13 protein-coding genes are annotated in these 22,742 nt (G+C 71.7%); 5 read left to right on the top strand and 8 right to left on the bottom strand.

The features are described 5' to 3' along the window. Positions 1–157: 157 nt before the first annotated feature. The 5 genes from htpG to AB0J93_RS15790 all read right to left on the bottom strand — a co-directional run bounded on the left by htpG (position 158) and on the right by AB0J93_RS15790 (position 5,346). Entirely contained in the window at positions 158–2,074 is a 1,917-nt protein-coding gene (gene htpG / locus AB0J93_RS15810) for a molecular chaperone HtpG (RefSeq protein ID WP_363922336.1), read from the bottom strand. Between the two features lie 178 nt (positions 2,075–2,252). Beyond that, positions 2,253–2,519: a GlsB/YeaQ/YmgE family stress response membrane protein gene (locus AB0J93_RS15805; protein WP_363922334.1), complete on the bottom strand. Its 267-nt coding sequence runs from the start codon at positions 2,517–2,519 to the stop codon at positions 2,253–2,255. 138 nt (positions 2,520–2,657) lie between these two features. Next, the gene (locus tag AB0J93_RS15800; protein ID WP_363922556.1) at positions 2,658–3,221 is read right to left on the bottom strand and encodes a GerMN domain-containing protein; all 564 of its coding nucleotides are present in this window, start codon (positions 3,219–3,221) and stop codon (positions 2,658–2,660) included. 83 nt (positions 3,222–3,304) lie between these two features. Next, complete coding sequence (locus AB0J93_RS15795) at positions 3,305–4,660, bottom strand: HAMP domain-containing sensor histidine kinase (protein ID WP_363922332.1); 1,356 nt, start codon at positions 4,658–4,660, stop codon at positions 3,305–3,307. Next, positions 4,657–5,346 (bottom strand): response regulator transcription factor, encoded by a 690-nt coding sequence (locus AB0J93_RS15790; protein ID WP_363922330.1) that lies wholly within the window; start codon positions 5,344–5,346, stop codon positions 4,657–4,659. Before AB0J93_RS15790 ends, AB0J93_RS15795 begins: the two co-directional genes overlap by 4 nt. A gap of 153 nt (positions 5,347–5,499) precedes the next feature. Between AB0J93_RS15790 and AB0J93_RS15785 the strand changes: the two genes are divergently transcribed. The 3 genes from AB0J93_RS15785 to AB0J93_RS15775 all read left to right on the top strand — a co-directional run bounded on the left by AB0J93_RS15785 (position 5,500) and on the right by AB0J93_RS15775 (position 7,022). Next, positions 5,500–5,946, top strand: a complete 447-nt coding sequence (locus AB0J93_RS15785) for an STAS domain-containing protein (protein ID WP_363922328.1) — start codon at positions 5,500–5,502, stop codon at positions 5,944–5,946. Positions 5,947–5,990: 44 nt separating this feature from the next. Beyond that, positions 5,991–6,260 carry a GlsB/YeaQ/YmgE family stress response membrane protein gene (locus tag AB0J93_RS15780; protein WP_363922326.1) on the top strand — a complete coding sequence of 90 codons (270 nt, stop codon included), beginning with the start codon at positions 5,991–5,993 and terminating at the stop codon, positions 6,258–6,260. Between the two features lie 84 nt (positions 6,261–6,344). Further along, the gene (locus tag AB0J93_RS15775; RefSeq protein WP_363922324.1) at positions 6,345–7,022 is read left to right on the top strand and encodes an STAS domain-containing protein; all 678 of its coding nucleotides are present in this window, start codon (positions 6,345–6,347) and stop codon (positions 7,020–7,022) included. Here AB0J93_RS15775 and AB0J93_RS15770 read toward each other — a convergent pair. Then, complete coding sequence (locus AB0J93_RS15770) at positions 7,012–7,545, bottom strand: MarR family transcriptional regulator (RefSeq protein ID WP_363922322.1); 534 nt, start codon at positions 7,543–7,545, stop codon at positions 7,012–7,014. The genes AB0J93_RS15775 and AB0J93_RS15770 overlap by 11 nt on opposite strands. Positions 7,546–8,491: 946 nt before the next feature. Between AB0J93_RS15770 and AB0J93_RS15765 the strand changes: the two genes are divergently transcribed. Together AB0J93_RS15765 and AB0J93_RS15760 are read left to right on the top strand one after the other, a co-directional pair. Further along, positions 8,492–10,315 (top strand): MFS transporter, encoded by a 1,824-nt coding sequence (locus AB0J93_RS15765; protein WP_363922320.1) that lies wholly within the window; start codon positions 8,492–8,494, stop codon positions 10,313–10,315. Between the two features lie 76 nt (positions 10,316–10,391). After that, complete coding sequence (locus tag AB0J93_RS15760) at positions 10,392–11,909, top strand: MFS transporter (protein WP_363922318.1); 1,518 nt, start codon at positions 10,392–10,394, stop codon at positions 11,907–11,909. Between the two features lie 83 nt (positions 11,910–11,992). Here AB0J93_RS15760 and AB0J93_RS15755 read toward each other — a convergent pair whose 3' ends face one another. Then, positions 11,993–16,030 (bottom strand): amino acid adenylation domain-containing protein, encoded by a 4,038-nt coding sequence (locus AB0J93_RS15755; protein ID WP_363922316.1) that lies wholly within the window; start codon positions 16,028–16,030, stop codon positions 11,993–11,995. Positions 16,031–16,097: 67 nt separating this feature from the next. Further along, positions 16,098–22,703: an amino acid adenylation domain-containing protein gene (locus AB0J93_RS15750; protein ID WP_363922314.1), complete on the bottom strand. Its 6,606-nt coding sequence runs from the start codon at positions 22,701–22,703 to the stop codon at positions 16,098–16,100. Between the last annotated feature and the right edge of the window lie 39 nt (positions 22,704–22,742).

The following is a 22,742-nucleotide window of genomic DNA, read 5'->3' as shown; positions in this document are numbered from 1 at the left end:
CGCCCCGACGACACTGGAACCGACATCGTCCCCCCTCTCGGACGAGCCGCAGCCCCTGACACGTTCCTGACGCCCACCGCCACGGTCATGCCCGCTGCCGGGATCGAGTTGGTGCCACTCGATCCCGGCAGCGGGCGCGACTCCGACGGCGGTCCGGCTACAGGGTGCGGGCGAGGCGGTCGGCGAGGATCCGGGCGAACCGCGACGGGTCGGCCAGGTCACCACCCTCGGCGAGCAGCGCGGTGCCGTAGAGCAGCTCGGCGGTCTCCGCCAGGGAGTCGCCGGTGGCGCCCTGCTCGTGTGCCTTGCGCAGGCCGGTGACGAGCGGGTGGGTCGGGTTGATCTCCAGGATGCGCTTGACCTTCGGCACCTCCTGCCCCATCGCCCGGTACATCTTCTCCAAGGTGGGCGTGATGTCATGCGCGTCGCCCACCACGCAGGCGGGTGAGGTGGTCAGCCGCGACGACAGCCGGACCTCCTTGACGTTGTCCGCCAGCACGGTGCTCATCCAGCCGAGCAGGTCGGCGTACTCGGTGCGCTGCCGCTCACGTTCGGCTTCGGCCTCGGTACGCTCCTGCTCGGTGTCCAGGTCGACCTGCCCCTTGGCGACCGAGCGCAGTGTCTTGCCCGCGTAGCTGCCCACCCGCTCGACCCAGACCTCGTCGACCGGGTCGGTGAGCAGCAGCACCTCGTAGCCCTTGGCGCGGAACGCCTCCATGTGCGGGGAGTTCTCGATGGTGGCCCGGTTCTCGCCGGTGGCGTAGTAGATGTCGTGCTGACCCTCGCGCATGCGTTCGACGTAGCCGGCCAGGTCGGTCTGCTCGGCCGGGTCGTGGGTGGAGGCCACCGACAGGATCTCCAGCAGGGTTTCCTGGTTGTCGGTGTCCGCCAGCAGGCCCTCCTTCACCGCCGGCCCGAACTCGGACCAGAAGGTGCGGTAGCGCTCCGGCTGGTCGGTCTTGAGTTCCTTGACCGTGGCGAGGATCTTCTTGACCAGGCGGCGGCGTACGGCGCGGATCTGCCGGTCCTGCTGGAGGATCTCCCGGGAGATGTTCAGCGAAAGGTCGTGGGCGTCCACCACACCCTTGACGAACCGCAGGTAGTTGGGCATCAACGCGTCGCAGTCGTCCATGATGAACACGCGCTTGACGTAGAGCTGCACCCCGCGGCGCCCCTGAGGGGAGAACAGGTCCAGCGGCGCGTGGGAGGGGATGAACAGCAGCGCCTCGTACTCGAAGGTCCCCTCCCCCCGCATGTGGATGGTTTCCAGCGGGTCCGCCCAGTCGTGGCTGACGTGCTTGTAGAACTCGTGGTACTCGGCCGGCTCGACCTCGCCGCGCGGGCGGGCCCACAGCGCCTTCATCGAGTTCAGCGTGACCGTCTCGATGGTGGTGGGGGCGTCGTCCGCGCCCGGACGCTCGACGGTCATCCGGATCGGGTGGGCGATGAAGTCGGAGTAGCGTTTGACGATCTCCCGGATCGTCCACTCGGCGGTGTAGTCGTGCAGGTTGTCCTCGGCGTCGGCGGGCTTGAGGTGCAGGGTCACCGCCGTGCCCTGGGGAGCGTCGTCGAGCGTCTCGATGGTGTAGGTGCCCTCGCCGGTGGACTCCCAGCGCGTACCGCCGCGCTCACCGGCCCGCCGGGTGACCAGCTCGACCCGTTCGGCGACCATGAACGCGGCGTAGAAGCCGACGCCGAACTGACCGATCAGCTCCTGCGAGGCACCCGCGTCCTTGGCCTCACGCAGCTGCCGCAGCAGCTCCGCGGTGCCGGACTTGGCGATCGTGCCGATGACGGAGACGACCTCGTCGCGGCTCATGCCGATGCCGTTGTCCCGCACGGTGAGGCTGCGGCCGTCCCGGTCGACCTCAATCGCGATGTGCAGGTCGCCGGTGTCGACGGCGAGGTCCTTGTCGACCATCGACGCCAGGCGCAGCTTGTCCAGCGCGTCGCTGGCATTCGAGATCAACTCGCGGAGGAAGACATCCTTGTTCGAGTAGATCGAGTGGACCATCAGCCGGAGCAGCTGACGCGCTTCGGCCTGGAACTCCAACGTCTCGGCCCGGTCGTTCACACCAAGTCCCTTTCCGATCGTCAACACGACGGTTCGCGGAAAGGATACGAGTCGTCGCGCTACGCGTGCGCCGGGTGGTCCGGTCCGTGGGCATCGGCACCGCGCGTGTCACCGGTCGGTGCCCGGCACGACGCCGGCCCGCCCCGGGATTCGGGGCGGGCCGGCGTCCGGGACCGGGTCAGCGTCGACGGCCGTAGGTGCCGGCGACCAACGAGACGCCGACGGCGGCGAAGGCGATCTGGATGAACAGCTCGATCCAGTCGATGCCGGCGGTCTCGTCGACGCCGAGCACACCGGCGAGCAGCGTGCCGAGGATCGCGGCGACGATACCGATCAGGATGGTCAGCAGGATCGGAATGCGCTGGCGGCCCGGCACGACGAGCCGGCCGAGGGCACCGATGACCAGACCGATGAGGATGGCGGTGAAGAAGCCACTGATTTCCACGAGAGCCGTCCCTTCGACGTCAGAGTTGAGCGACGACGAGGTGCCCTGCCCCGCAGGGCCGGCAAACGCCGCACCGGACCTCCGCGACCTTTGTCACGCAACCGTCGTGCAACCGAAGGGCTTCCGTCATCCGGACCGTCAACGCGGGTTGATCAGCACTGCGTAGTCGGCCGCGGTGAGCGGCCCGGACGACAGTGAGCCGTCCGCCCGGGGGACGCTCAGCGGCGTGTCACCCTCCAGGAACAGCACCGCCGTGACGTCGGTGCGGGCGCTGAGCGTGCAGACGATCTGACCGTACGCCAGCCGACCGTCGCTGCGGCCGGTGTCCACGGCGGTCAGCCGGACGGTGACCCGGGCCAGCCCGTCGACGAGCTCGACCACCGCGCTGGTGAAGGCGCCCGGCAGGGCACTGGTCAGCCCGTCGTCGCGCTCGGCGGGGGTCGGCCCGGCCAGCAGGCCCCGCAACTGCGCGTCGAGCGCGGGCACCTGGTCGGCGCGACGGATCACCGGCACCAGGCGTTCGTCCCGGGAGAAGTAGAGCACCTCGGTGACCGCGCCGGTCTCCGCCGCCGTCGGTGCCGCCGTGGCGGTGGACGGGAAGGGGACGGGTGGCGGGGTGACCGCCCGGGGTCGGTCCTCGGCGGGCACCCCACAGGCTCCGAGCAGGGCGAACACGGCGGCGCCCACCGCAACCCCGGCCATCCGACCGGCGCGGACGGTACGCCCGACCCGGACGGTGCGCGCCGCTCGGACGGTACGCCCGAACCTGACGGCGGCGGAAGGGGTCATGAGATGCTCCCGGGCAGGGTGATGCGGAACCGCGCGCCGCCCTCGGGGCGGTCGCTGACCGAGGCGTCTCCGCCGTGCGCGGCGGCGTGTTGGGCCACCAGGGCCAGCCCCAGGCCGGTGCCGTCGCCGCCGCCGCGGTAGTTGGCCGCGCGACCCCGGACGAAGCGATCGAAGATCACCTTGCGGTCCTCCATCGGCACTCCCGGGCCCTCGTCGTCGACCTCGATCACGCCCATGTCCGCGGCGTGGGACAGCCGCACCCCGACCGGCCCCGCGCCGTACCGCTCGGCGTTGTCCAGCAGGTTGGTCAACACCTGGGTGACCCGGCGGCGGTCCACCCGCCAACTGGGCGGCGTCCCCGCCGCCAGCTGCACCATCGACTCCGGCAGGTCCCGGTCGCGGCACGCCTGGCGGGCCAACTCGGGCAGGTCGACCGGCTCCCGGTGCACCGGCTGGTCACCACGGGCCAGGTCCAGCAGGTCGTTGACCAGTTGCTGGAAACGGTCGATCTCGTCGGCGACGAGCCGGGCCGCGGTGGCGGTCCGCTCGTCCTGGCCCTCCCGACGGCGGGACAGCACACTCGCCGCCGCGGCGAGGGTCTGCAACGGCGAGCGCAGCTCGTGGCTGACGTCGGCGGCGAAGCGCCGGTCCCGGTCGATCCGCCCGGCCAACTCGTCGACCATCCGGTTGAAGGAGGTGGAGAGGCGGGTCAGGTCCGGGTCGGTGTCCGGGGCGAGCCGCGTGGTGAAGTCACCGGCCGCGATCCGCTCGGCCGCGTCGGCGACGGCGGTCAGCGGGCGCAATCCGTGCCGGGTGGCGTACCAGCCGAGGGCCGCCCCCGACCCGGCGACCACGATCGCCACCGCGGTGAGCGCCAGCGCCAGAACCTGGAAGGTCTGCTCCAGTTCCCGCAGTGAGGCGATCTCGTAGAAGGCGGTCGACTCGGACAGCGGCACGCCGACCAGCAGCACCGGATTGTCGTTGACGCGGACCCGCTGCACCGCCGGCTCCCCCGCCGAGACCAGGCCCTGAAGCCGGGCCGGAACGATGGTGGTGAGCCCGTTGTCGGCGCTGCGGGCGTACCACTCGCCGTCGAGCAGCACCAGGGGTCGTCGGCCGGTGCCGGTGTCCAACGCCCGCAGCGCCTCCGCGACGTCCGGGTTCTCGGTGTTCAGGCCGGCGCGGACCACCGCCGCGTCGTAGTACGCCGCCCGCAGCAGGGTGCGCTCCCGCTCGTCGAGCAGGGTGCGGCGGGTCAGCTCGTACGACACCAGGGCCATCGAGGCGGACAGCAGCAGCGCGCCGATCGCGAACGCGGCGGTGACCCGGGCACGTAGTCCGAGACGTCTCATCGTTGCAGTTTGTAACCCAGGCCGCGCAACGTCACCAGGTGCCGGGGGTTGGCCGGATCGGCCTCGATCTTCTGGCGCAGCCGACCGACGTGCACGTCGACCAGCCGTTCGTCGCCGCTGTCGTAACCCCAGACCCGGCTGAGCAGCTGCTGGCGCGAGAGCACCCGGCCGGCGTGTTCGGCCAGCTCGCACAGCAGCCGGAACTCGGTACGGGTGACCGCGACCGGCTCGCCGGACCGGCGTACCTCCCCCGCCTCGGGGCTCACCTCCAACTCACCGAAGGCGAGCACCGGCACCGGCTCCGGGCCGTCCGGCGCGGTCACCGTGCGGCCGCGTCGGCGCAGGGCGCGCAGCCGAGCGGTCAGTTCCTTGATCGCCACCGGCTTGACCACGTAGTCGTCGGCACCGGCCTCCAGGGCGGCGACGATGTCGTGGGTGTCGTCGCGGGCACTGACCACGACGATCGGCACGTCGTCGTCCCGGCGCAGCTGGCGGATGCCCTCGAAGCCGTCGATGCCGGGCAGCATCAGGTCGACCAGGACGTAGTCGGCGGGATCCCGGCGCTGCGTGCGCAGCCCCTCCTCGGCGGTGGCCGCTCCCCGGGCCTCGTAGCCCTCGTCCTCCAGAGCGAGCAGCAACGCCAACCGGATCCGGTCGTCGTCCTCGATCACCAGTACCGCTGTCATACCGGAATCATCCCCAAGCCCTGACCGCCGGGCCAACCGCGATCGGCAACAGGGTGTTTTGTCACGCAACTGTCATCCGTCCGCGCGGTGCCCGCCAACCCCGCTGGGCAGGGTGAGAGCCACTCGGAGACCGCAGGAGAGGGGGCCTTGGCCGTGACCGCACCACGACGCCCCGAGTGCTCGGTGCCGCTGGTGGAGGTGTCCATCACCGAGTTCGATCTGAGCTGCCTGCCGGAGACCGGCGCGGTCCTCGATCAGCTGCTGGCCCTGCGTCCCCAGCAGGTCGTGATCGATCTGGCCGGCTGCCGGCACATCGACGCCGCCGCCATCGGTCTGCTCCTCGACGTGCACCGCCGGATGGTCCGCGCCGGAGGTGTGCTGGCGGTACGCAATCCGAACCCGCGCATCACCCGCATCCTGCAGACCGCCCGGCTGGACCAGATCCTGCCGGTGCACACCGACGCCGCCGCCGCTGCGGCCCCGCTGACGGAGGCGGGAGCCACGTCGGTTTCCGCCGCACCGGGTGCCTCGCCGGGCGGCGAGGCGCCGCAGCCGCGCGCTGCCGCGTACGGCCGCGCCGCGGTCACCGTGCGCACCTGACACACCGCAGCCGACCGCATCAGATCGTGAGTACGAGGAGCAGCATGACCAGCGCCGGGATCGTCACGGCTCTCGCCGTCGGCCTTGCCGTCGGCGCGCTCGGCCGACTCGTCCTGCCCGGCCGACCGGCCGTGCCGCTGTGGCTCACCATGACCATCGGTGCCGTTGCCGCGCTGCTCGGTGCCATCACCGCCTGGCTCGCCGGCGTGCAGGGGTTCAGCCTGCTGGGCCTGGTCGTGCAGGCCGGGCTCGCCGCGATAGCGGTGGTGGTCGTGGTCGCCACCACCGGCAAGGAACGCTCCGACTCCCGCTAGGGAGTCCGCACGGCGTCGGTGCTCCGCCGCCGCCCCGAGTCCCGTACCCCGGCCCACCGGCCGCGGCACCGGAGAGGAAGCAGGATGACCGTCGTACCGGACGACAACCTGATGACCCTGATCTGCGACGTCTGTGGTGAGACCACCACCGGCACCGCCTGCGTGCTGCCCGACGCCGAGGTTGTCTGGACGCTGGTCTCCGACCACGGCTGGAGCGGTTCACCGTTCGCCACCGGTCCGCACCGCTGCCCCCGGTGCAGTGCGCTGCCGCCGGGCGCCCCACCCGGTGACGGCGACCGTGGCGGGTCGGGCGGCGTCGCCGAGGTGGCGGCGGCACCCGCCGACAGCGACCTCGACCCGGACGCCGGCGACGCGCTGCGGGCCGCGCTGCGTGGGGCGTTCGACGTGGCCGGGACGGTGGTGGTGGATCTGACCCACGTGCAGGTGATCGACTCACTCGGGCTGGGCATGCTCGTCCGGGCGCACCGGGACGTACGCGAGCAGGGCGGGCGGCTGTGTCTTGCCGCACCGTCGAGGTTCATCCGTACCGTGCTGCACACGATGAAGCTCGACGGGGTTTTTCCGATCTTCGACAGCCTCGACGCCGCTCTCGATCAGCTGCGGACCGCAGCGTCGCAGAACGCCGTACCGGCCGGCATCTCGTCGGTCGACGTCACGCCGGTCGACGTTCCGCGGCCCGCCGCCGACGTGCCGTCGAGGCCCACGGCCCGCCGCCGTCGGACAAGCCGCGTCACCGTCTGACCTCGGTCGGCCCTTCCACCACCGATTCCGCCCACTGCTGCCACCAGGCCTCGTCGGTGAGTTCACCGACCACGCGCAGCACCGACACCAGCGCGCCGGTGTCGGTGTCGCCGGGTCGCAGGTCGGCCAGCATCCGCTCCAACTCGTGCTGCCGGGCTCGCATACCCAGGCCGACCAGTTCCTTCCCCGCGACGGTCAGCCCGACCCAGGCGGCCCGACGGTCCGCCTCCCGCTCGTGGCGTGCCACCAACCCCTTGCGAGCCAGCCGGTCGCACATCCGGGTGGCAGTGGATGACTGCACGCCGAGCAGCTTCGCCAGGTCGATCATCCGCTGCGGCCCCGGCACCAGCACCACGAGCGTGCGGAACTGTTGCAGCGTGACATCGGCGTCGATACGCGCCAGCGTCCGCATGGCGACGGCCACCATCACCCGGCTCAGCGAGACGAGGGCACCGACGAACTCGTCAGCCGGCTCGCCACGTACCTCGCCGTCGATCGCCATGGGTTCGGACTGGATGGTCATGTCCTCCATGCTGGCACAACACGGCCGGATCGGGCTGACCCGTTCAGATGGGACGCAGCTGACAACATCGACAATGGCCGACGGTTCCGGGTCGGCCGGGCCTTCGCCGAACGGTCGCCGCCGGCTACGACACGACGGAGAGGGTGTGCCAGGCCCGCGCCGAGCAGCACCATCGCCCCGGGAACGCGCTCCAGCGCCCGCGCCGTCGTGCCCCTCCTCCGCCGGCTGGAACATGACACCACGTCGCCGGCGAGGTGGTCACGGGCGGCGGCCGGGCGGCGGGCGGCTCCGATCAGCGCGGCGGTGTGCAGGTCGTGCCTACGGAGAGCACCGTCGATTGTGTACGGGGCAGCTGGAGACCGATTTCCGGGAAACGGTGCAGCTCACGCCTGATCTCCACGAGGTCGGCGTCGACCGAACGATGGTGGCCAGCGGTCACCATGCCCGACTCTAGCATTTATATGGACCGTGGCACGTTACGGGAAGGTTGACTGCAATTCACGATCAAATTGCTCGATTAATTGCGGAGACGGTCGCCGGACGCACCGTCCGAGGCTTCCTGCGGGAACGGTACCGCCGGCGGACGCGACACCGGCGCGGTGCGCGCGATTCTTGAACTGTGGCCTGAAAAAGGGCGCTGAGCAGCTAAGAAGCGAGGACGCCCACCATCGCGCAGATAGCGCTCGGCGGGTCACTTGATCACCTAGGGTGAGCCTAGCATCGATCGATGCAGTCGTGCAACGAACGCCGGCTGACTGACCGATCAGAGCCCATCAAACTGGTCGTAAACAGGGTGAGCCACCCCGGAGGCAGCAATTCAGAACCACTTACCGATATGAGTCATATAATTGACGGTTGTCACCCGCGAAACACCTATGTAGATTTCGGTGGTCGCCAATTCACCGACGTTCTTCTCGTCTCGGGACAGCTCGGAGGTCGGTAATCCATGCCCGAATCCCGCAATGTCGACGTCAGACCCGCGAAACGCCGCGGAACGCTCGGGTTCCTGCTCGGTGTGGCGCTGGTGACGGCCGGCGTCCTGTGCCAGCTGCCCGACGTCAAGATGATGATCGACCATGCCCGGATGGGGCCGGCGGAGCCCGGCATGGAAGACATGCCCGGCATGAAGGATATGCCCGGCATGGAGGGTATGGCCCCCGGCGAGCCGATGGACATGTGGACGCCCACCATGATCCTCGGCATGCTAATGCTCCTCGTCGGCCTGCTGGTGGCCGGGCGGGCGTTGTTCGCGGGGGTCCAGCGCCCGGATTCCGAGAGCGTCACCGTGGAGTCGATCGAGCATGGTCGGCTGCGACCGGCCTACTTGATCACCTGCGCGGTGCTGACCATCGCCCTGGTGGTCGACATCATGAAGCCACTCACCCTCGGCTTCGTCATGCCCGGCATGAGCGACGAGTACGGCATGTCGCTCGAATCGATCTCGATCCTGCCGCTGGTGGCCCTCACCGGCACCGCGGTCGGTTCGGTGGTCTGGGGCCTGCTCGGCGACCGGTACGGTCGGCGGACCGCCCTGCTCCTGGCCACCCTGCTGTTCATCGCGACCTCGGCGTGCGGCGCCATGCCCACCTTCGAGTGGAACCTCGTCATGTGCTTCACGATGGGCACCTCCGCCGGGGGCCTGCTGCCCCTGGTGTTCACGCTGATCGCCGAGTTGACCCCACGCCGGCACCGTGGCTGGGTCGCGGTGACCGTCGGTGGCATCGGTGGTCTGGGCGGTTACCTGGCGGCCAGCGAGGCGGCACGCCACCTCGAGCCGGCGCTGACCTGGCGCGCTCTCTGGCTGATCGGGCTGCCCTCCGGTCTGCTGCTGTTGCTGATGGCGCCGTTGATCCCCGAATCGCCGCTGTACCTGCTGCGCGCCGGGCGGCGCACCGAGGCGGAGGCGGTGCTCCGCCGCTACGGTTCCCATCTGGGCACCACCCCACCGGCCAACGGTGCCACCTCACCGGCCACCGGCACCGCCGCGACACGCCCCGGCGTCGGGGCGATGCTCCGGGCGTATCCCGTCGTGACATCGGTGATCGGTGTGGTCGGTGTCGTCTGGGGCCTGGTGAACTTCGGCTTCCTGGTCATGCTGCCCGCGCAACTGCGCGAGGCGGGCCTGGCCGGTGGTGTCGCGAGCGGGCTGCTGGCCGACTCGGCTCTCTACTCCACCCCGGCCCTGGCTCTCGTCGTGCTGCTCTACGCGGCCTGGAGCGGGCGCCGCGCGCTGGCGCTGTTCATCGCGATCACCGCGATCGGGCTCGGCGGAGTGGCCGTCTGGACCACCACCAGCGGCGGGACGCTGCTGCTGCTGGCCTCCATCGGCCTGCTGGTGCTGTCGCTGTCCGCGGTCAACGCGATGCTGCTGCCGTACAGCGCCGAGATCTACCCGACCGCGATGCGGGCCACCGGCTCCGGCTTCGCCGGTGCGGCCACCAAGGTCGGCGGCATCCTCGGACCATCCACCATGCTGCTGGTGCTCTCCCTCGGTGGCGGGCTCGTGCTGCCAGCCATCGCGCTGGGTGTGCTGTGCCTGGTCGCCACCGTACTGCTGCTGGTGTTCGGGCCGGAGCTGGGCGCCTCCGTCGGGCCACTCGCGCGTCGCGGGGGCGGCACCGTACCGGTGGACCGGACGGGCGCCCCGCCACCCACCGACGCGGCACCGCGCCTGTCGCCCGGCCTCGACGCGACGGCGACCCGGCCGGCGGCGTCCGACGACGACGATCCGAAGGACGCCCGCACCGCCGCGACACCCACCCGCATGTAGTTGCGCAACCACTGTCGGCACGGGAGCCTCTACCACGGCGGCGGGCGTGACAACCAAAGACGAACGAGGAGCATCGATGGCCACTGAGGACGAAGGTCGACCACGGGGCGCCCGGCTGGTGCTGCTCATCCTCTTGGTGGCACAGATCATGGCGACGATGGACAACTCCATCGTCGCCGTGGCCACCAAGACCATCAAGGATGACCTGCAGACATCCGGCGCCGTTCTGCAACTGATCCTGTCCGGGTACACGCTCGTGTTCGCGGTGCTCGTCGTCACCGGCGCGCGCCTCGGCGGTGACGTGGGGCACCGGCGGCTGTTCATGATCGGGCTGGCCGGCTTCACCGCCAGCTCCCTCATCTGCGGGATCGCCCCGACCGCGGGCACACTGGTGGCCGCCCGCCTGTTGCAAGGGGCCTTCGGAGCCATGATGGTGCCGCAGGTGCTCTCGGTGATCCAGCTCGTCTTCACCGGGTCGGCCCGGGCCCGCGCCATCGGGCTCTACTCGATGGTCCTGGCGCTCGGAGTGGCCGCCGGCCAGATCGCCGGTGGCGTGATCGTCAGCGCCGACGTGCTGGGTAGCGGCTGGCGAGCCGCGTTCCTGGTCAACGTGCCGATCGGTCTGGCCCTGCTCGCGGCGGCACCACGCTACCTGCCCGGACACACGCCCGGCTCGCGGTTCCAGCCCGACATCACCGGCATCCTGTTGCTCGCCACCTCGATGGGTGCCGTGGTCGCACCGCTGGTCTTCGGGCGCGAGCAGGGCTGGCCCGCGTGGGCGCTGGCCAGCGTCGCCGCCGGCACGGCCGGGCTCGTCCTCTTCGTGCTGTACGAGCTGCGGCTGGCCGCCCGGGGCGGACAGCCCGTGCTGGAGATCGACGCGCTACGGCCGCGAGGCGTCAAGTCGGGACTGCTGGCCTGCTGCATCCTCAACTTCGCCTTCGCCGGGGTGCTGTTCCCGCTCACCCTGCACGTGCAGAACGGGCTGGGCTACACGCCGCTACAGGCCGGGTTGATGTTCATTCCATACCCCGTGGGTTTCGCGGCCGTCAGCCTCACCTGGACGCGGCTACCGAAACGTTTCCACCGTCCGCTGCCGGTGGCCGGCCTGCTGGTGTTCGCCCTGGCCCTGGCCGCACTGGCGGTCGTCGTGGCCGGCGGCTGGCCCATTCCGGTGGTGTCGGTGCTGTTGATGCTTGCCGGCGCGGGCATGGCGGCCGGTTTCAGCACGCTGGTGGAGCAGACGGCCGCGGCCGTGGGCCCCCGCTACGCCGCCGCGCTGTCGGCCCTGGTCTCGACCGGAACGCTGCTGGCCAGTGTGGTCAGCGTGGTCGTCGTCGGCGGCATCTACCTGGCGACCGCCGAGAACGACCCGAGCCGCTCCGCTCTCGGACTGAGCCGTAGCCTCTGGGTCGACGCCGGTCTGCTGATGCTGGGCTTCCTGCTGGCCTACCGGACCTGGCGGCTGTCCACCCGGGTCGAGGCCGAGGCGGCACCGAGCACCGGAGCCGCCGAGGAGGTCGAGGCCGAGCCGGCGTCGGACTCCGGCGAGGAGGCTCCCGCACCGACCGGAGCGCGCCCCGCCCCGAGGTGAGAGCGGCGTCGCCCGCGTCATCGGCCGCGTCGCCGTACCCGGACATCGGGAAGGCGACGCGGCCGATGACGCCGTGTCGGAGGTCAGCCGGCGTCGAGCACCCGCGCCACGTGGCCGTCGATGAGGGACGCCAGCGCGGGCAGGTGCGCGGGAGACCACATCGAGTAATGGTCGCCCGGCAGTGTCACCACCTCCATCGCCGGGCTCCACCGGCGCCAGGCCGCGCGGCTGACCTCCCGCTCCGCCTGCACCAGCACCGTCCGGCCGGCGTACGGTGCCGGCTGGTACCCGTAGATCGCCCGCATGTTGGCGCGGAACACCGCGTACCGGTTGGCGACGAAGTCGGCCCGCACGTCCGACGGGATCAGGTTCTGCCGGACGAGGAAGTCGGTGAGCGCCGCGATCGGGTCGACCGCCTCGACCACCGCACCGTTCAGCGCCGGCGCCGGTGCGGCGGAGAGTCCGGCCAGGTCGGCGACGAAGGTCTCCATCACCTGGCGCTCACTCGGCAGGGGCAACGGACCGGGCTCATTGGAGTCGATCATCACCACGAGGTCCGGTGCCGCACCCGCCGCGGCGAGCTGCCGGGCCATCTCGAAGCAGAGGAATCCGCCCATCGACCAGCCGGCGAGCAGGTACGGCCCGTGCGGCTGCCGCTCGCGCAGCGCGGCGACGTACCGCCCGGCGAGCGCCACCAGGTCGTCGACCGGCTCGATGCCGCCCTCCAACCCCGGCGCCTCGAAGCCGTCCACCGGCTGCTCCGGATCCAACGCCCGGCTCAGCGGCAGGTACCAGTACGGCGAACCGGAGACCGCGTGCGGGCAGTAGAGCCGGGGCCGCGAGCCGGTGGCCTTGAGGGTGACCAGGGGCGACGCGTCCACGACCGGTCCATGGTCGACGAGCCGGGCCACCGCCCGGACGGTCGGCGTGGCGTAGAACTGCTTGAGCGACACCGACGTGCCGATCCGTCCGGCGATCCGCGCCAGCACGTGCGCCGCCTGGAGCGAGTGCCCGCCAAGGTCGAAGAAGGACGCCTCCGTACCCACCCGCGGCACCCCCAGCACCTCGGCGAAGATCTCCGCGACCTGGCGTTCGGCCGCGGTGGCGGGGGCCGCGCCGGTGTCGTCGGTGTCCGCCGCCTGCGGTGCCGGCAACGCCCGCCGGTTGACCTTGCCGCTGGTGGTCAGGGGCAGCGCGGGCAGTCGGACGAACCGGCCGGGCACCAGGTGGGCGGGCAGTTCGGTGGTCAGGTGCGTCCGCAGCGCCGCGTCGTCGGCCGGTTCGGCGGCGTCCACCACGTACCCGACGAGCCGCTGCACGCCGTTGCCGTCGCGAACCACGGTCACCGCGGCTCGGGTCACCCCGGGATGCCGGCTCAGCAGCGCCTCGATCTCGTCGAGTTCGACGCGGAGGCCGCGCAACTTCACCTGACCGTCCAGCCGGCCGCCGAAGTGCAGCCGTCCCTCCGCGTCCCAGTGACCACGATCGCCGGTGCGGTAGACCCGCCCCTGCGGATCGAACGGATCCGCGGTGAATCGACGCCCGGTCAGCTCGTCGTCGTTGAGATAGCCGGTGCTCAGCGCCGCGCCACCGATCAGGATCTCCCCCGGCACCCCGACCGGGACCGGGTTGTCCCAGCGGTCGACCAGGTAGGTGCGGCGGTTCGGCATCGTCCGGCCGATCGGCGGTGGGGTGGGTGCCGACCAGTCCGTGCAGTCGTGGGCGAGGCAGCCCACCGTGGCCTCGGTCGGACCGTACAGGTTGACGAACCGACGCCGGCCGGGGCGGGCCCACCGGGCCACCAGGTCGGCGGGGCAGACCTCGCCGCCGACCAGCACCTCCCGCAGCGTGTCGAACCGGTCGGTGTCGTCCTCGACCAGACCGAGGGTGGTCGGGGTCAGGAACAGGTGCGTGATCCGTTCGGCCGCCAGCACCTCGGCGAGCCCGCCCGGCGAGAGCAGCCGGTCCTTGCCGATCACCACCACGGTGGCGCCGGAGGTGAGCGCCGCCAGCACCTCACCCGCAGCCAGGTCGAACACCGGCGCACAGCCGTGCAGCACCCGGTCACCGGGCCTGCAGCGCCACTGGTCGCGCATCCAGTCCAGGTAGGTGACGAAGCCCCGGTGCGGCAGTTGGACGCCCTTCGGATCACCCGTCGTGCCCGAGGTGTGCAGCACGTACGCCAGGTCGTCCGGGCCGGTCGACGGCTCCGGGTCGAGCCCGGCGCCGGAATCCAGGTCGCCGGTGTCGAGCAGGAGTGTCCGCCACGGACCGTCCGGCACCCCGCTGGCATGCTCGGTGCGGGTGAGCAGCAGCCGGGCGGCGCAGTTGGTCAGGATCCGGCGCAGCCGGTTCGGTGGGGCGGCGGTGTCCAGCGGCACGTACACCCCACCGGCGTGCCAGATCGCCAGCGGCGTCAGCACCTCGTCGACGCCCCGGTCCAGCAGCGCCGGCACCCGGTCGCCGGGGCGCAGACCCGCGGCGCGCAGGCCGGCCGCCCGCCGCGCGGCCCGGTCCAGCAGTTCCCGGTAGGTCAGCTCGTGATCGCCGTGCCGGACGGCCACCGCGTCGGGGTTGCGCTCGGCCTGGGCCCGGACAAGCTGGTGAACGGTGGCCGGTGTCACCTCACGTCGCTCGCCCGCACCGAGGGTCAGCACCCGCTCCCGTTCGGCGGGATCGAGCATCGGCAACCGGGACAGCGCCGTGGCCGGGTCGGCCAGACCCGCGTCGAGCAGCCGCGCGACGTGGTCGAGCATGGCACGTACCCGCCGCGCGTCGAACAGGTCGGTGGAGTACTCGGTGAGCACCGAGTACCGGTCGCCGTGGTCGACCAGGCTGACCATCATGTCGAAGCGGGACCGGTCCAACCGCAGGTCGACCGGGGTGCTGTCGGTGCCGGGCAGCGTCGGTCCACCCCAGGTGGACCCGTCGAGCAGCTGCACGGCCACCTGGAACAGCGGATTGCGGCCCGGGTCGCGGGGCGGGGCGAGACGCTGCACCACCCGCTCGAACGGTGCGTCCTGGTGCTCCCACGCGCCCAGGCAGGTGTCCCGGGCCCGGTCGACGAGGGTGGCGAAACTGGGATCGCCCGAGGTGTCCAGTCGCAGCACCCCCATGTTGGCGAAGAACCCGACGACGCTCTCCAGTTCGGGTCGACTGCGCCCGCTGAAGGTGGTGCCGACGGCCAGGTCGTCGGTGCCGGTGTAGCGGGCGAGCATCGCCGCGAAGGCCGCCACCAGCACCATGAACGGGCTCGCACCGGTCTCCTTGGCCAACGCCTGCACCCCGGCGTGCAGCTGCGGATCCATTGGCTGCTCCAGCAGCGCACCCCGGAACGACGCGGTCGCCGGCCGGGGCCGGTCGGCCGGCAGCTCCAGGGTGGGCAGGTCGGCCAGCCGCTGCGCCCAGTAGCTCAGGTGGTTGTCCAGTTCGGCGGTGGCCAGCTGCTGATGCTGCCAGCGGGCGAAGTCCGGGTACTGGAGGGACGGCGGGGTCATCGGCGCTCGCGTGCCGTGCCGGTGGGCGTCGTACGCGGCAGCCAGTTCCCGCAGGATCAGCCCCATCGACCAGCCGTCCACCACGATGTGGTGCGCCGCGACGGCGAGAGCGTGCTCGGTGGGGCCGAGCCGGACCAGCCGGGCCCGGAACAGCGGGCCACCGGCCAGGTCGAACGGGCGGTGCACCTCCTGCTGCTGGAGCAGGGCCAGCGCCGCCGGCCGGCGCTGCTCCTCGGGCAGCTGGGACACGTCGTCGACGACCAGGCTGGCCGGCCCCGGCGGCAGCACCCGCTGGTACGCCGTGCCCTCGACGCTCGCCACGACCGTGCGCAACGCCTCGTGCCGCCCGGCCACGTCGTCCAACGCCCGCCGCAGCGCGGCGGTGTCCAGCTCGCCGACCAGGTAGGAGGCCTGCACCAGGTTGTACGTCGGCTCGGCCGGCGCGAGCTGGGCGAGGAACCACAACTGCTCCTGGGCCCGCGACAGCGGCACTTGCTCGTCACCGGCCGGGCGCGCGCTGATCGTCGCCGGCGCCTGCCGGCGCTGTTGACGCATCCGTTCCAGCAGCAGCCGCCGGCGCTCGTCCAGTCGGGCTACCCTGCCGTCGAAGGTCTCGTCGGACATTTCACTCCTTTCAGGACACCGCCGGCCCCGCCGCCACGGCGGCGGGGCCCGCGGACGCGACCGGCGATCACTCCGCCGCCAGCAGCCGTTCCACCTCGTCGTCGCTGAGCTGCTCGATCTCGTCCAGCAACTGCCACTGCGCCGCCTGCTCGGCGGCCCGCCGACGTCCGGCCAGCTCGGCCAGGGCCGCGACGGTCGGTGCCGCGTAGAAGTCCCGCACGGTCAGCGGCACACCGAGCGCGTCGTTGAGCCGACCCACCGCCCGGATCGCCTGTAGCGAGTTGCCGCCGCTGAGGAAGAACTCGTCCTCGCGGCCCGCCCGGTCCAGGCCGAGCAGCTCGGCGAAGACCCCGGCGACGAGCCGCTCGTCGTCGGTGCCGGGCGGCACGTACGCCGAACGCGCCGCACCGGCATCGGGGGCGGGCAGCCGCTTGCGGTCCACCTTGCCGGTGCGGGTCAGTGGCAGCTGCCCGAGGCGCAGCACCACATTCGGCACCATGTACCCGGGCAGCTTCCCGGCCAGCGTCGCGCGCAGCGCCTCGACGTCGTGGTCCGACAGCTCACCGACCACGTACCCGACCAGGACCGCCTCGGCGCCCGTGCCGTGCACCGCCGCGGCGGCACCGCGCACGCCGGTCGCCGTACGCAGGGCCTGCTCGACCTCGCCCAGCTCGACCCGCAGGCCACGCAGCTTGATCTGCCCGTCCCGACGGCCGAGGAACTCCAACTGGCCGTCCCGGTTCCACCGGGCCAGGTCACCGCTGTGGTACGCCCGTCCTTCGCCGGCCCGCTCGTCGGCACCGAACGCCGCGGCGGTCAGCTCGGGCCGGTCGAGGTAGCCGCGCGCCACCCCAGGCCCGGCGATGACCAGCTCACCGGGCACACCGACCGGCGCCAGGTCGCCGGTGTCGTCGACGACGTAGACCCGCCGGTTCGGCATCGGACGGCCGATCGGCACCGTCGCGGCCGGTTCGGTGCCGGCCGGGCACTCGTACCAGGTGCAGCCCACCGTGGCCTCGGCCGGCCCGTACAGGTTGAGCACCCGCCGGCCGTCGCCCTGCCAGGCGGCCACCAGCGACGGCGGTGCCGGCTCGCCGGCCATCATGACCGAGCGCAACTGCGGTAGCCCGCTCGGATCGAGCAGACCCAGCACCGTGGGTGTGGTGAAGATGTGCGTCGCGCCGGTCTCGCGGGCCAGCTCGGTCAACGCGCCCGGGCGGTGCACGTCGTCGTGACCGGCCACCACCACGGCCGCGCCCGCCGTCAGGGCGCCGAACAGTTCACCGACGGCCAGGTCGAACACCGGCGCGCAGCAGTGCATCATCCGGGACCGCGGCTCGATACCGAAGTCCCGCACCATCCAGTCCAGGTAGCCGGCGACCATGCCGTGCTCGATCAGCACGCCCTTCGGTTCGCCGGTGGAACCGGAGGTGTACAGCACGTACGCCAGCGAGGCGGGGGTCAGCTCGGCCAGCCACGGCTCGTCGGCCGCCGCCGGCAGCTCCGCCGCCGGGTCGACGACGGTCACCTCGGTCAGGGTGCCGAGCCGCGCCGGGTCGCCGACGACCACCCGGGCGCCGGTGTCTCGCACCTGGAAGGCCAACCGGCTCGCCGGCGCCGCCGGGTCCATCGGGGCGTACGCGGCGCCGGCCCGCAGCACGGCCAGCACGCTTACCACCTCGGCCACGCTGCGCTCCAGCAGCACCGGCACGACATCCCCGGTGCCCACCCCCGCGGCGCGCAACCGGGTGGCGAGCCGACGGCTACGCTCGTCGAGTTCGGCGTAGCTCAGCGTGCCGTCGGCGGCGATGACCGCGGTGGCCTGCGGGGTACGGGTCACGCTCGCTGCGAACAGTTCCGGCAGCGTGGCCGGTCGGTGCGACCGCCGCTCGCCCTGGGCCAGTGCGAGCAGTTCGGCCCGTTCGGTGTCCTCCAGTAGCGGCAGCGCCGACAGCGGTGTCTGCGGTGCCGCCACCGCGGCCCGCAGGAGCCGCTCCAGGTGGCCGAACATCGCCTCGACCCGGGCGGTGTCGAACAGGTCCGTGGCGTACTCGATCCGGAAGGTGATCCCGTCGGTCTCCTCGTACGCGTTGATGGCCATGTCGAAGCGGGAGACGCCGGGGTCGACATCGAGGAACTCGGCGGCCAGCCCGGGGAACCGGAAATCCACCAGGTCGCCGCTGAGCAGGTCGATGGAAACCTGGAAGACCGGGTTACGGCTCGGGTCACGACGCCGGTTGAGTCGACCGACGACCCGCTCGAACGGCGCGTCCTGGTGATCCCAGGCGGCCAGCAGGGTGCCCATGGTGCGGCGGACCGCCTCGCCGAAACTCGGGTCGCCGGAGAGGTCGGTGCGCAGGGCCAGCATGTTGACGAAGAAGCCGACCAGATCCTCCAGCTCGGGACGGCTGCGGCCGGCACCGGCGGTGCCGACCACCACGTCGTCGACGCCGGTGTAGCGCATCAGCACCGTCTTGAAGCCGGCGAGCAGCACCGCGTACGTGCTGGCCTGCTCCTGCTGGGCGACCCGGCGCAGGCCCTCCAGCACGTCGACGGGCATCCGCCGCACCAGCAGGGCACCGCGGTTGCTGGCCGTGGCCGGGCGGGGGCGATCGGTGGGCAGGTCCAGGGTGGGCGCGTCGCCCAGCTGCTGCGCCCAGTACGCCAGCTGCGGCTCCAGGTCACCGTCGTCGAGTTGCCGGCGCTGCGCCAACGCGTGGTCGGCGTACTGCAACCGCAGGGCGGGCAGGTGGGGCTGCCGGTCGTGCCGCAACGCGTCGTACAGCTCGGCGAGATCACGCACCAGCAGCCCGGCCGACCAGCCGTCGGCGCAGATGTGGTGCAGCACCATGCTGAGCACGTGTTCCTGGCCGTCGAGGCGGATCAGCCGGGCCCGCAGCATCAGGTCGCGACCCAGGTCGAACGGCTCGGTGGCGTCGCGTTCCAACTCGACCCGCAGCGCCTGCTCCCGCTCGTCGGCGGCCACCCCGCCCAGCTCGTGCACCGTCAGCGGCACCTCACCGGCCGGTGACACCAGCTGGTAGGGAGTGTCGTCGTCGGTGCCGAACGTGGTGCGCAGCGCCTCGTGGCGGGCCACGACGGCGGTCAACGCCCGGCCGAGCAGTTCGACGTCGAGCGGTCCGGTAAGCCGTACCGGCACCGGGATGTGGTAGGTCGGCTGACCGGGCGCGAGCTGTTCCAGGAACCAGAGCTGCTCCTGCGTCGGCGACAGCGGCAACCGCTGCCCCTCGTGCCCATCGGCTGCCGGACCGTCCTGGCCGGCGAGCGCCGCCCGCGCGGCCCGCAGCCGCTGTTCCAGGTCGGCGATTTCCTGCTCCAGCCGGGCCCGCGTCGGGTCGGTCACCGGCGCCGGGTCGGCGCCGGCCGGGGTCGCGGTGTCGGCGCTCGACTCCGCCCCGGCGAGCAGCTGCGCGATCTCACTGACCCGCGGCTTGGTGTAGAAGTCACGCATCGTCGCACTGGCCCCGCCGAGCTCGGTGATCCGGGACAGCACTCGGGCCGCCATCAGCGAGTTGCCGCCCAGCTCGAAGAAGTTCGCGTCGGCGCCGACCCGCTCGACACCGAGCACCGCCGCGAAGATCTCGGCGACCCGCTCCTCCTCGGGGGTGCGCGGCGCGATCAGCTCCACCTCGGTCGATCCGGTCTCCTCGGGGACCGGGAGCCGGTTACGGTCCACCTTGCCGACGCTTGTCAGCGGCAGGACCTCCAGCGCCACGAAGACGTGCGGCACCATGTACGGCGGCAGGTCGGCCAGCAGGTGCTCGCGCAGTTCCTCGGTCGGCGGTGCCGCCGCACCGGCCGGCACGACATAGCCGACCAGCCGCTTGCTGCCGGGGCTGTCCTCGCGCAGCGCCACCGCCGCCTCGGCGACGCCGGGATGCGCGGTGAGCGTCGACTCGATCTCCTCCAGCTCGATGCGCAGCCCGTTGAGCTTGACCTGGGTGTCGATGCGGCCGAGGAACTGGATCTGGCCGTCCTCGGTCCACACGCCCAGGTCGCCGGTGCGGTACATCCGCTCCCCCGGCCGGTACGGGTCCTCGATGAACTTCTCGGCGGTCAGCTCGGGCCGGTTGAGGTAGCCCCGGGCGAGACCCTCACCGCCGGTGATCACTTCGCCGGGTACCCCCACCGGTTGCAGGTTGTTCCACCGGTCCAGCACGTAGGCCACCCGGTTGGGCATGGCCCGGCCGATCGGCGGTTGGCCGATCCAGGTGCGGTGCTCGCACTCGTAGAAGATGCAGCCGACGGCGGCCTCGGTCGGTCCGTAGCCGTTGATGAACCGGCGACCCGGGGTGTTCCAGCGATTGATCAGGTCACCCGTCACCGCCTCGCCACCGGCGATCATGTACTTCAGGTCGGGGTAGGCGCCCGGCGGGATGCGGCCCAGGATGGCCGGCGGCCCGCCGATGTAGGTGATCTTCTCGGAGATCAGCAACTGCCCGATCACGTCCGGGTCGGTGCGGTGCTCCTCCGGCACGAAGACCATGGTCACCCCACGGGTCAGCGCGGTGAAGATCTCCCCCTCGGCGAAGTCGAAGATCGGCGCCATGTGTTGCAGCAGCCGGTCGCCGGGACCGAAGTCGAAGATGTTGCCGAGCCAGAGCAGGAAGGTGTTCAGCGCGTGATGCTCGATCATCACGCCCTTGGGCTTGCCGGTCGATCCCGATGTGTACAGCACGTACGCCAGCGAGTTCTCGTCGGCCAGTTCCTCCAGCGGCGCCGCCCCGGCCGCTGCCGCCACCAACCCGTCCCACTCGGTGTCGACGAGCACCGGCGTGGCGGCGGTGCCTTCGGGCAGCCGGTCGGCCAACGCGCTGCGGGTGACCACCGCCTTGGCCGCGGTGTCGTCGAGAATGAACTCGATCCGGCGTACCGGGTGGCCCGGATCCATCACCACGAACGCGCCGCCGGCCTGCTGCGCGGCGACCATGCCGACGATCAGGTCGAAGCCCCGCTCCAGCAGCAACGCCACGATGTCGTCCCGGCCCACGCCAAGCGCCCGGAAGCGGTGCGCCAGCACCCGGGCGCGGCGATCCAGCTCGCCGTAGGTCAGTTCGGCCCCGTTCAGGGTGGCCGCCACCAGGTCGGGCCGCTCGGCGGCGAGCCGCGCTATCTGCACGTGCACCGGTTCGCGGGCGCGCTCCCCCTGCGGTCCCTGCCAGGTGTGCAGCAGCAGCGTCCGCTCCTCCTCGTCGAGCAGCGGCAGCGCCGACAGCGGGGTGTCGGGTGCGTCGACGGCGGTCCGCAACACCCGTTCCAGGTGCCGCAGCAGCCGCGCCATCCGCGGCTCGTCGAACAGGTCGACCGAGTAGTCGGCGACCAGCCGCAGCTGGTCGGGGCTCTCGGTGGCGGTGATGGACAGGTCGAACGGGTGCCCGCCCGGGTTGGCGTCCAGCGAGGTGACGGTGAGGCCGGGCAGGTTCGGCTCGGTGCTCTGGGTGGCGCTGCCCAGCAGTTGCAGACCCACCTGGAACAGCGGGTTCCGCGAGGGGTCGCGGACCGGCTGGATCCGCTCGACGACCTTCTCGAACGGCACCTGCTGGTGCTTCCACGCCTCCAGCACCACGCCGCGTACGCGGGTCAGCAGATCCGCGAAGGTCGGGTCGTCGGCGACCTCGGTGCGCAGCACCACCATGTTCACGAAGTAGCCGATCAGTGGCTCCAGCTCGGCCGGCTCCCGACCGGTGGTGGTGGTGCCGACGACGATCTCGTCCTGTCCGCTGTAGCGGGCCAGCACCGCCTGGTACGCCGTCATCAGCGTCATGAACAGGGTGGCGTTGTTGCGGGCGGAGAGCTGACGCAGCCGGTGCAGCAGGTCCCCGTCGAGGGTGCGGGACACCGCGGCGCTGCGGTAGGACATCGTCGCCGGTCGTGGCCGGTCGGTGGGCAGTTCCAGGGTGGGCAGCCCGCCCAGCCGCTGCTGCCAGTGGTCGAGCTGGTCGGCGAAGACCTCGTCGCTGAGCTGGTTGCGCTGCCAGGCCGCGTAGTCGCCGTACTGCACGGGCAGCGGCGCCAGCGCCGGTTCGCGGCCGGTGTGGTGGGCCGCGTACAGCTCGGACAGCTCGTTGGTGAGCACCGCCTGCGACCAACCGTCGGAGGCGATGTGGTGCATGGTGACCGCGAGCAGGTGGTCGGCGTCGTCGAGGCGGACCAGCAGCGAGCGGAACAGTGGCCCGTCCGCCAGGTCGAACGGTCGGCGGATCTCCTCCTGCACCCGCCGCTGCGCCTCCGCCAGCCGCACCGCCGGGTCCGCCACGTCGCTGAGGTCGTCCACCACCAGGTGGTGCGGTTGCTGCCCCGGCTCGGCGATGTGCTGGTGCGGAACCCCGTTCTCGGCCCGGATGGTGGTCCGCAGCGCCTCGTGCCGCTCGACGATGTCGGCCAGCGCGCGCCGCAACGCCGACAGGTCCAGCGGTCCCTGCAACCGGAACACCGACGGCACGTTGTACGTGGACTGTCCCGGCACCAGCTGGTCGAGGAACCACAGCTGTTCCTGCAGGTAGGACACGGGCACGCGGTCGGCGTCCCCCACCCGGCGGGGAATCCGGGTCGACGGGCGTTGGCGTTCGGTCAACTGTGCACCGACCTGCTTCAGCAGCAGGGCACGCTGCTCGGCGGTCAGGGTGGAGAGGCGTTGGGCGTGCTGGTTCATGTCGCTCCTCGGCACGGACTGCGGTGACGACGGTCGGAT

It is taken from the genome of Micromonospora sp. NPDC049374, assembly GCF_040677165.1.
Lineage (GTDB): Bacteria > Actinomycetota > Actinomycetes > Mycobacteriales > Micromonosporaceae > Micromonospora.
Note: the sequence above shows the minus strand (reverse complement) of the source record. Positions and strands in the feature narration are given on the sequence as shown.

What these genes read in the sequence shown, in the direction of transcription:
- AB0J93_RS15800 (WP_363922556.1), bottom strand. Translation starts at nt 3,221, where the DNA reads ATGGCCGGGGTTGCGGTGGGCGCCGCCGTGTTCGCCCTGCTCGGAGCC.
- AB0J93_RS15795 (WP_363922332.1), bottom strand. Translation starts at nt 4,660, where the DNA reads ATGAGACGTCTCGGACTACGTGCCCGGGTCACCGCCGCGTTCGCGATC.
- AB0J93_RS15790 (WP_363922330.1), bottom strand. Translation starts at nt 5,346, where the DNA reads ATGACAGCGGTACTGGTGATCGAGGACGACGACCGGATCCGGTTGGCG.
- AB0J93_RS15780 (WP_363922326.1), top strand. Translation starts at nt 5,991, where the DNA reads ATGACCAGCGCCGGGATCGTCACGGCTCTCGCCGTCGGCCTTGCCGTC.
- AB0J93_RS15775 (WP_363922324.1), top strand. Translation starts at nt 6,345, where the DNA reads ATGACCGTCGTACCGGACGACAACCTGATGACCCTGATCTGCGACGTC.
- AB0J93_RS15770 (WP_363922322.1), bottom strand. Translation starts at nt 7,545, where the DNA reads ATGACCATCCAGTCCGAACCCATGGCGATCGACGGCGAGGTACGTGGC.
- AB0J93_RS15765 (WP_363922320.1), top strand. Translation starts at nt 8,492, where the DNA reads ATGCCCGAATCCCGCAATGTCGACGTCAGACCCGCGAAACGCCGCGGA.
- AB0J93_RS15760 (WP_363922318.1), top strand. Translation starts at nt 10,392, where the DNA reads ATGGCCACTGAGGACGAAGGTCGACCACGGGGCGCCCGGCTGGTGCTG.
- AB0J93_RS15755 (WP_363922316.1), bottom strand. Translation starts at nt 16,030, where the DNA reads ATGTCCGACGAGACCTTCGACGGCAGGGTAGCCCGACTGGACGAGCGC.
- AB0J93_RS15750 (WP_363922314.1), bottom strand. Translation starts at nt 22,703, where the DNA reads ATGAACCAGCACGCCCAACGCCTCTCCACCCTGACCGCCGAGCAGCGT.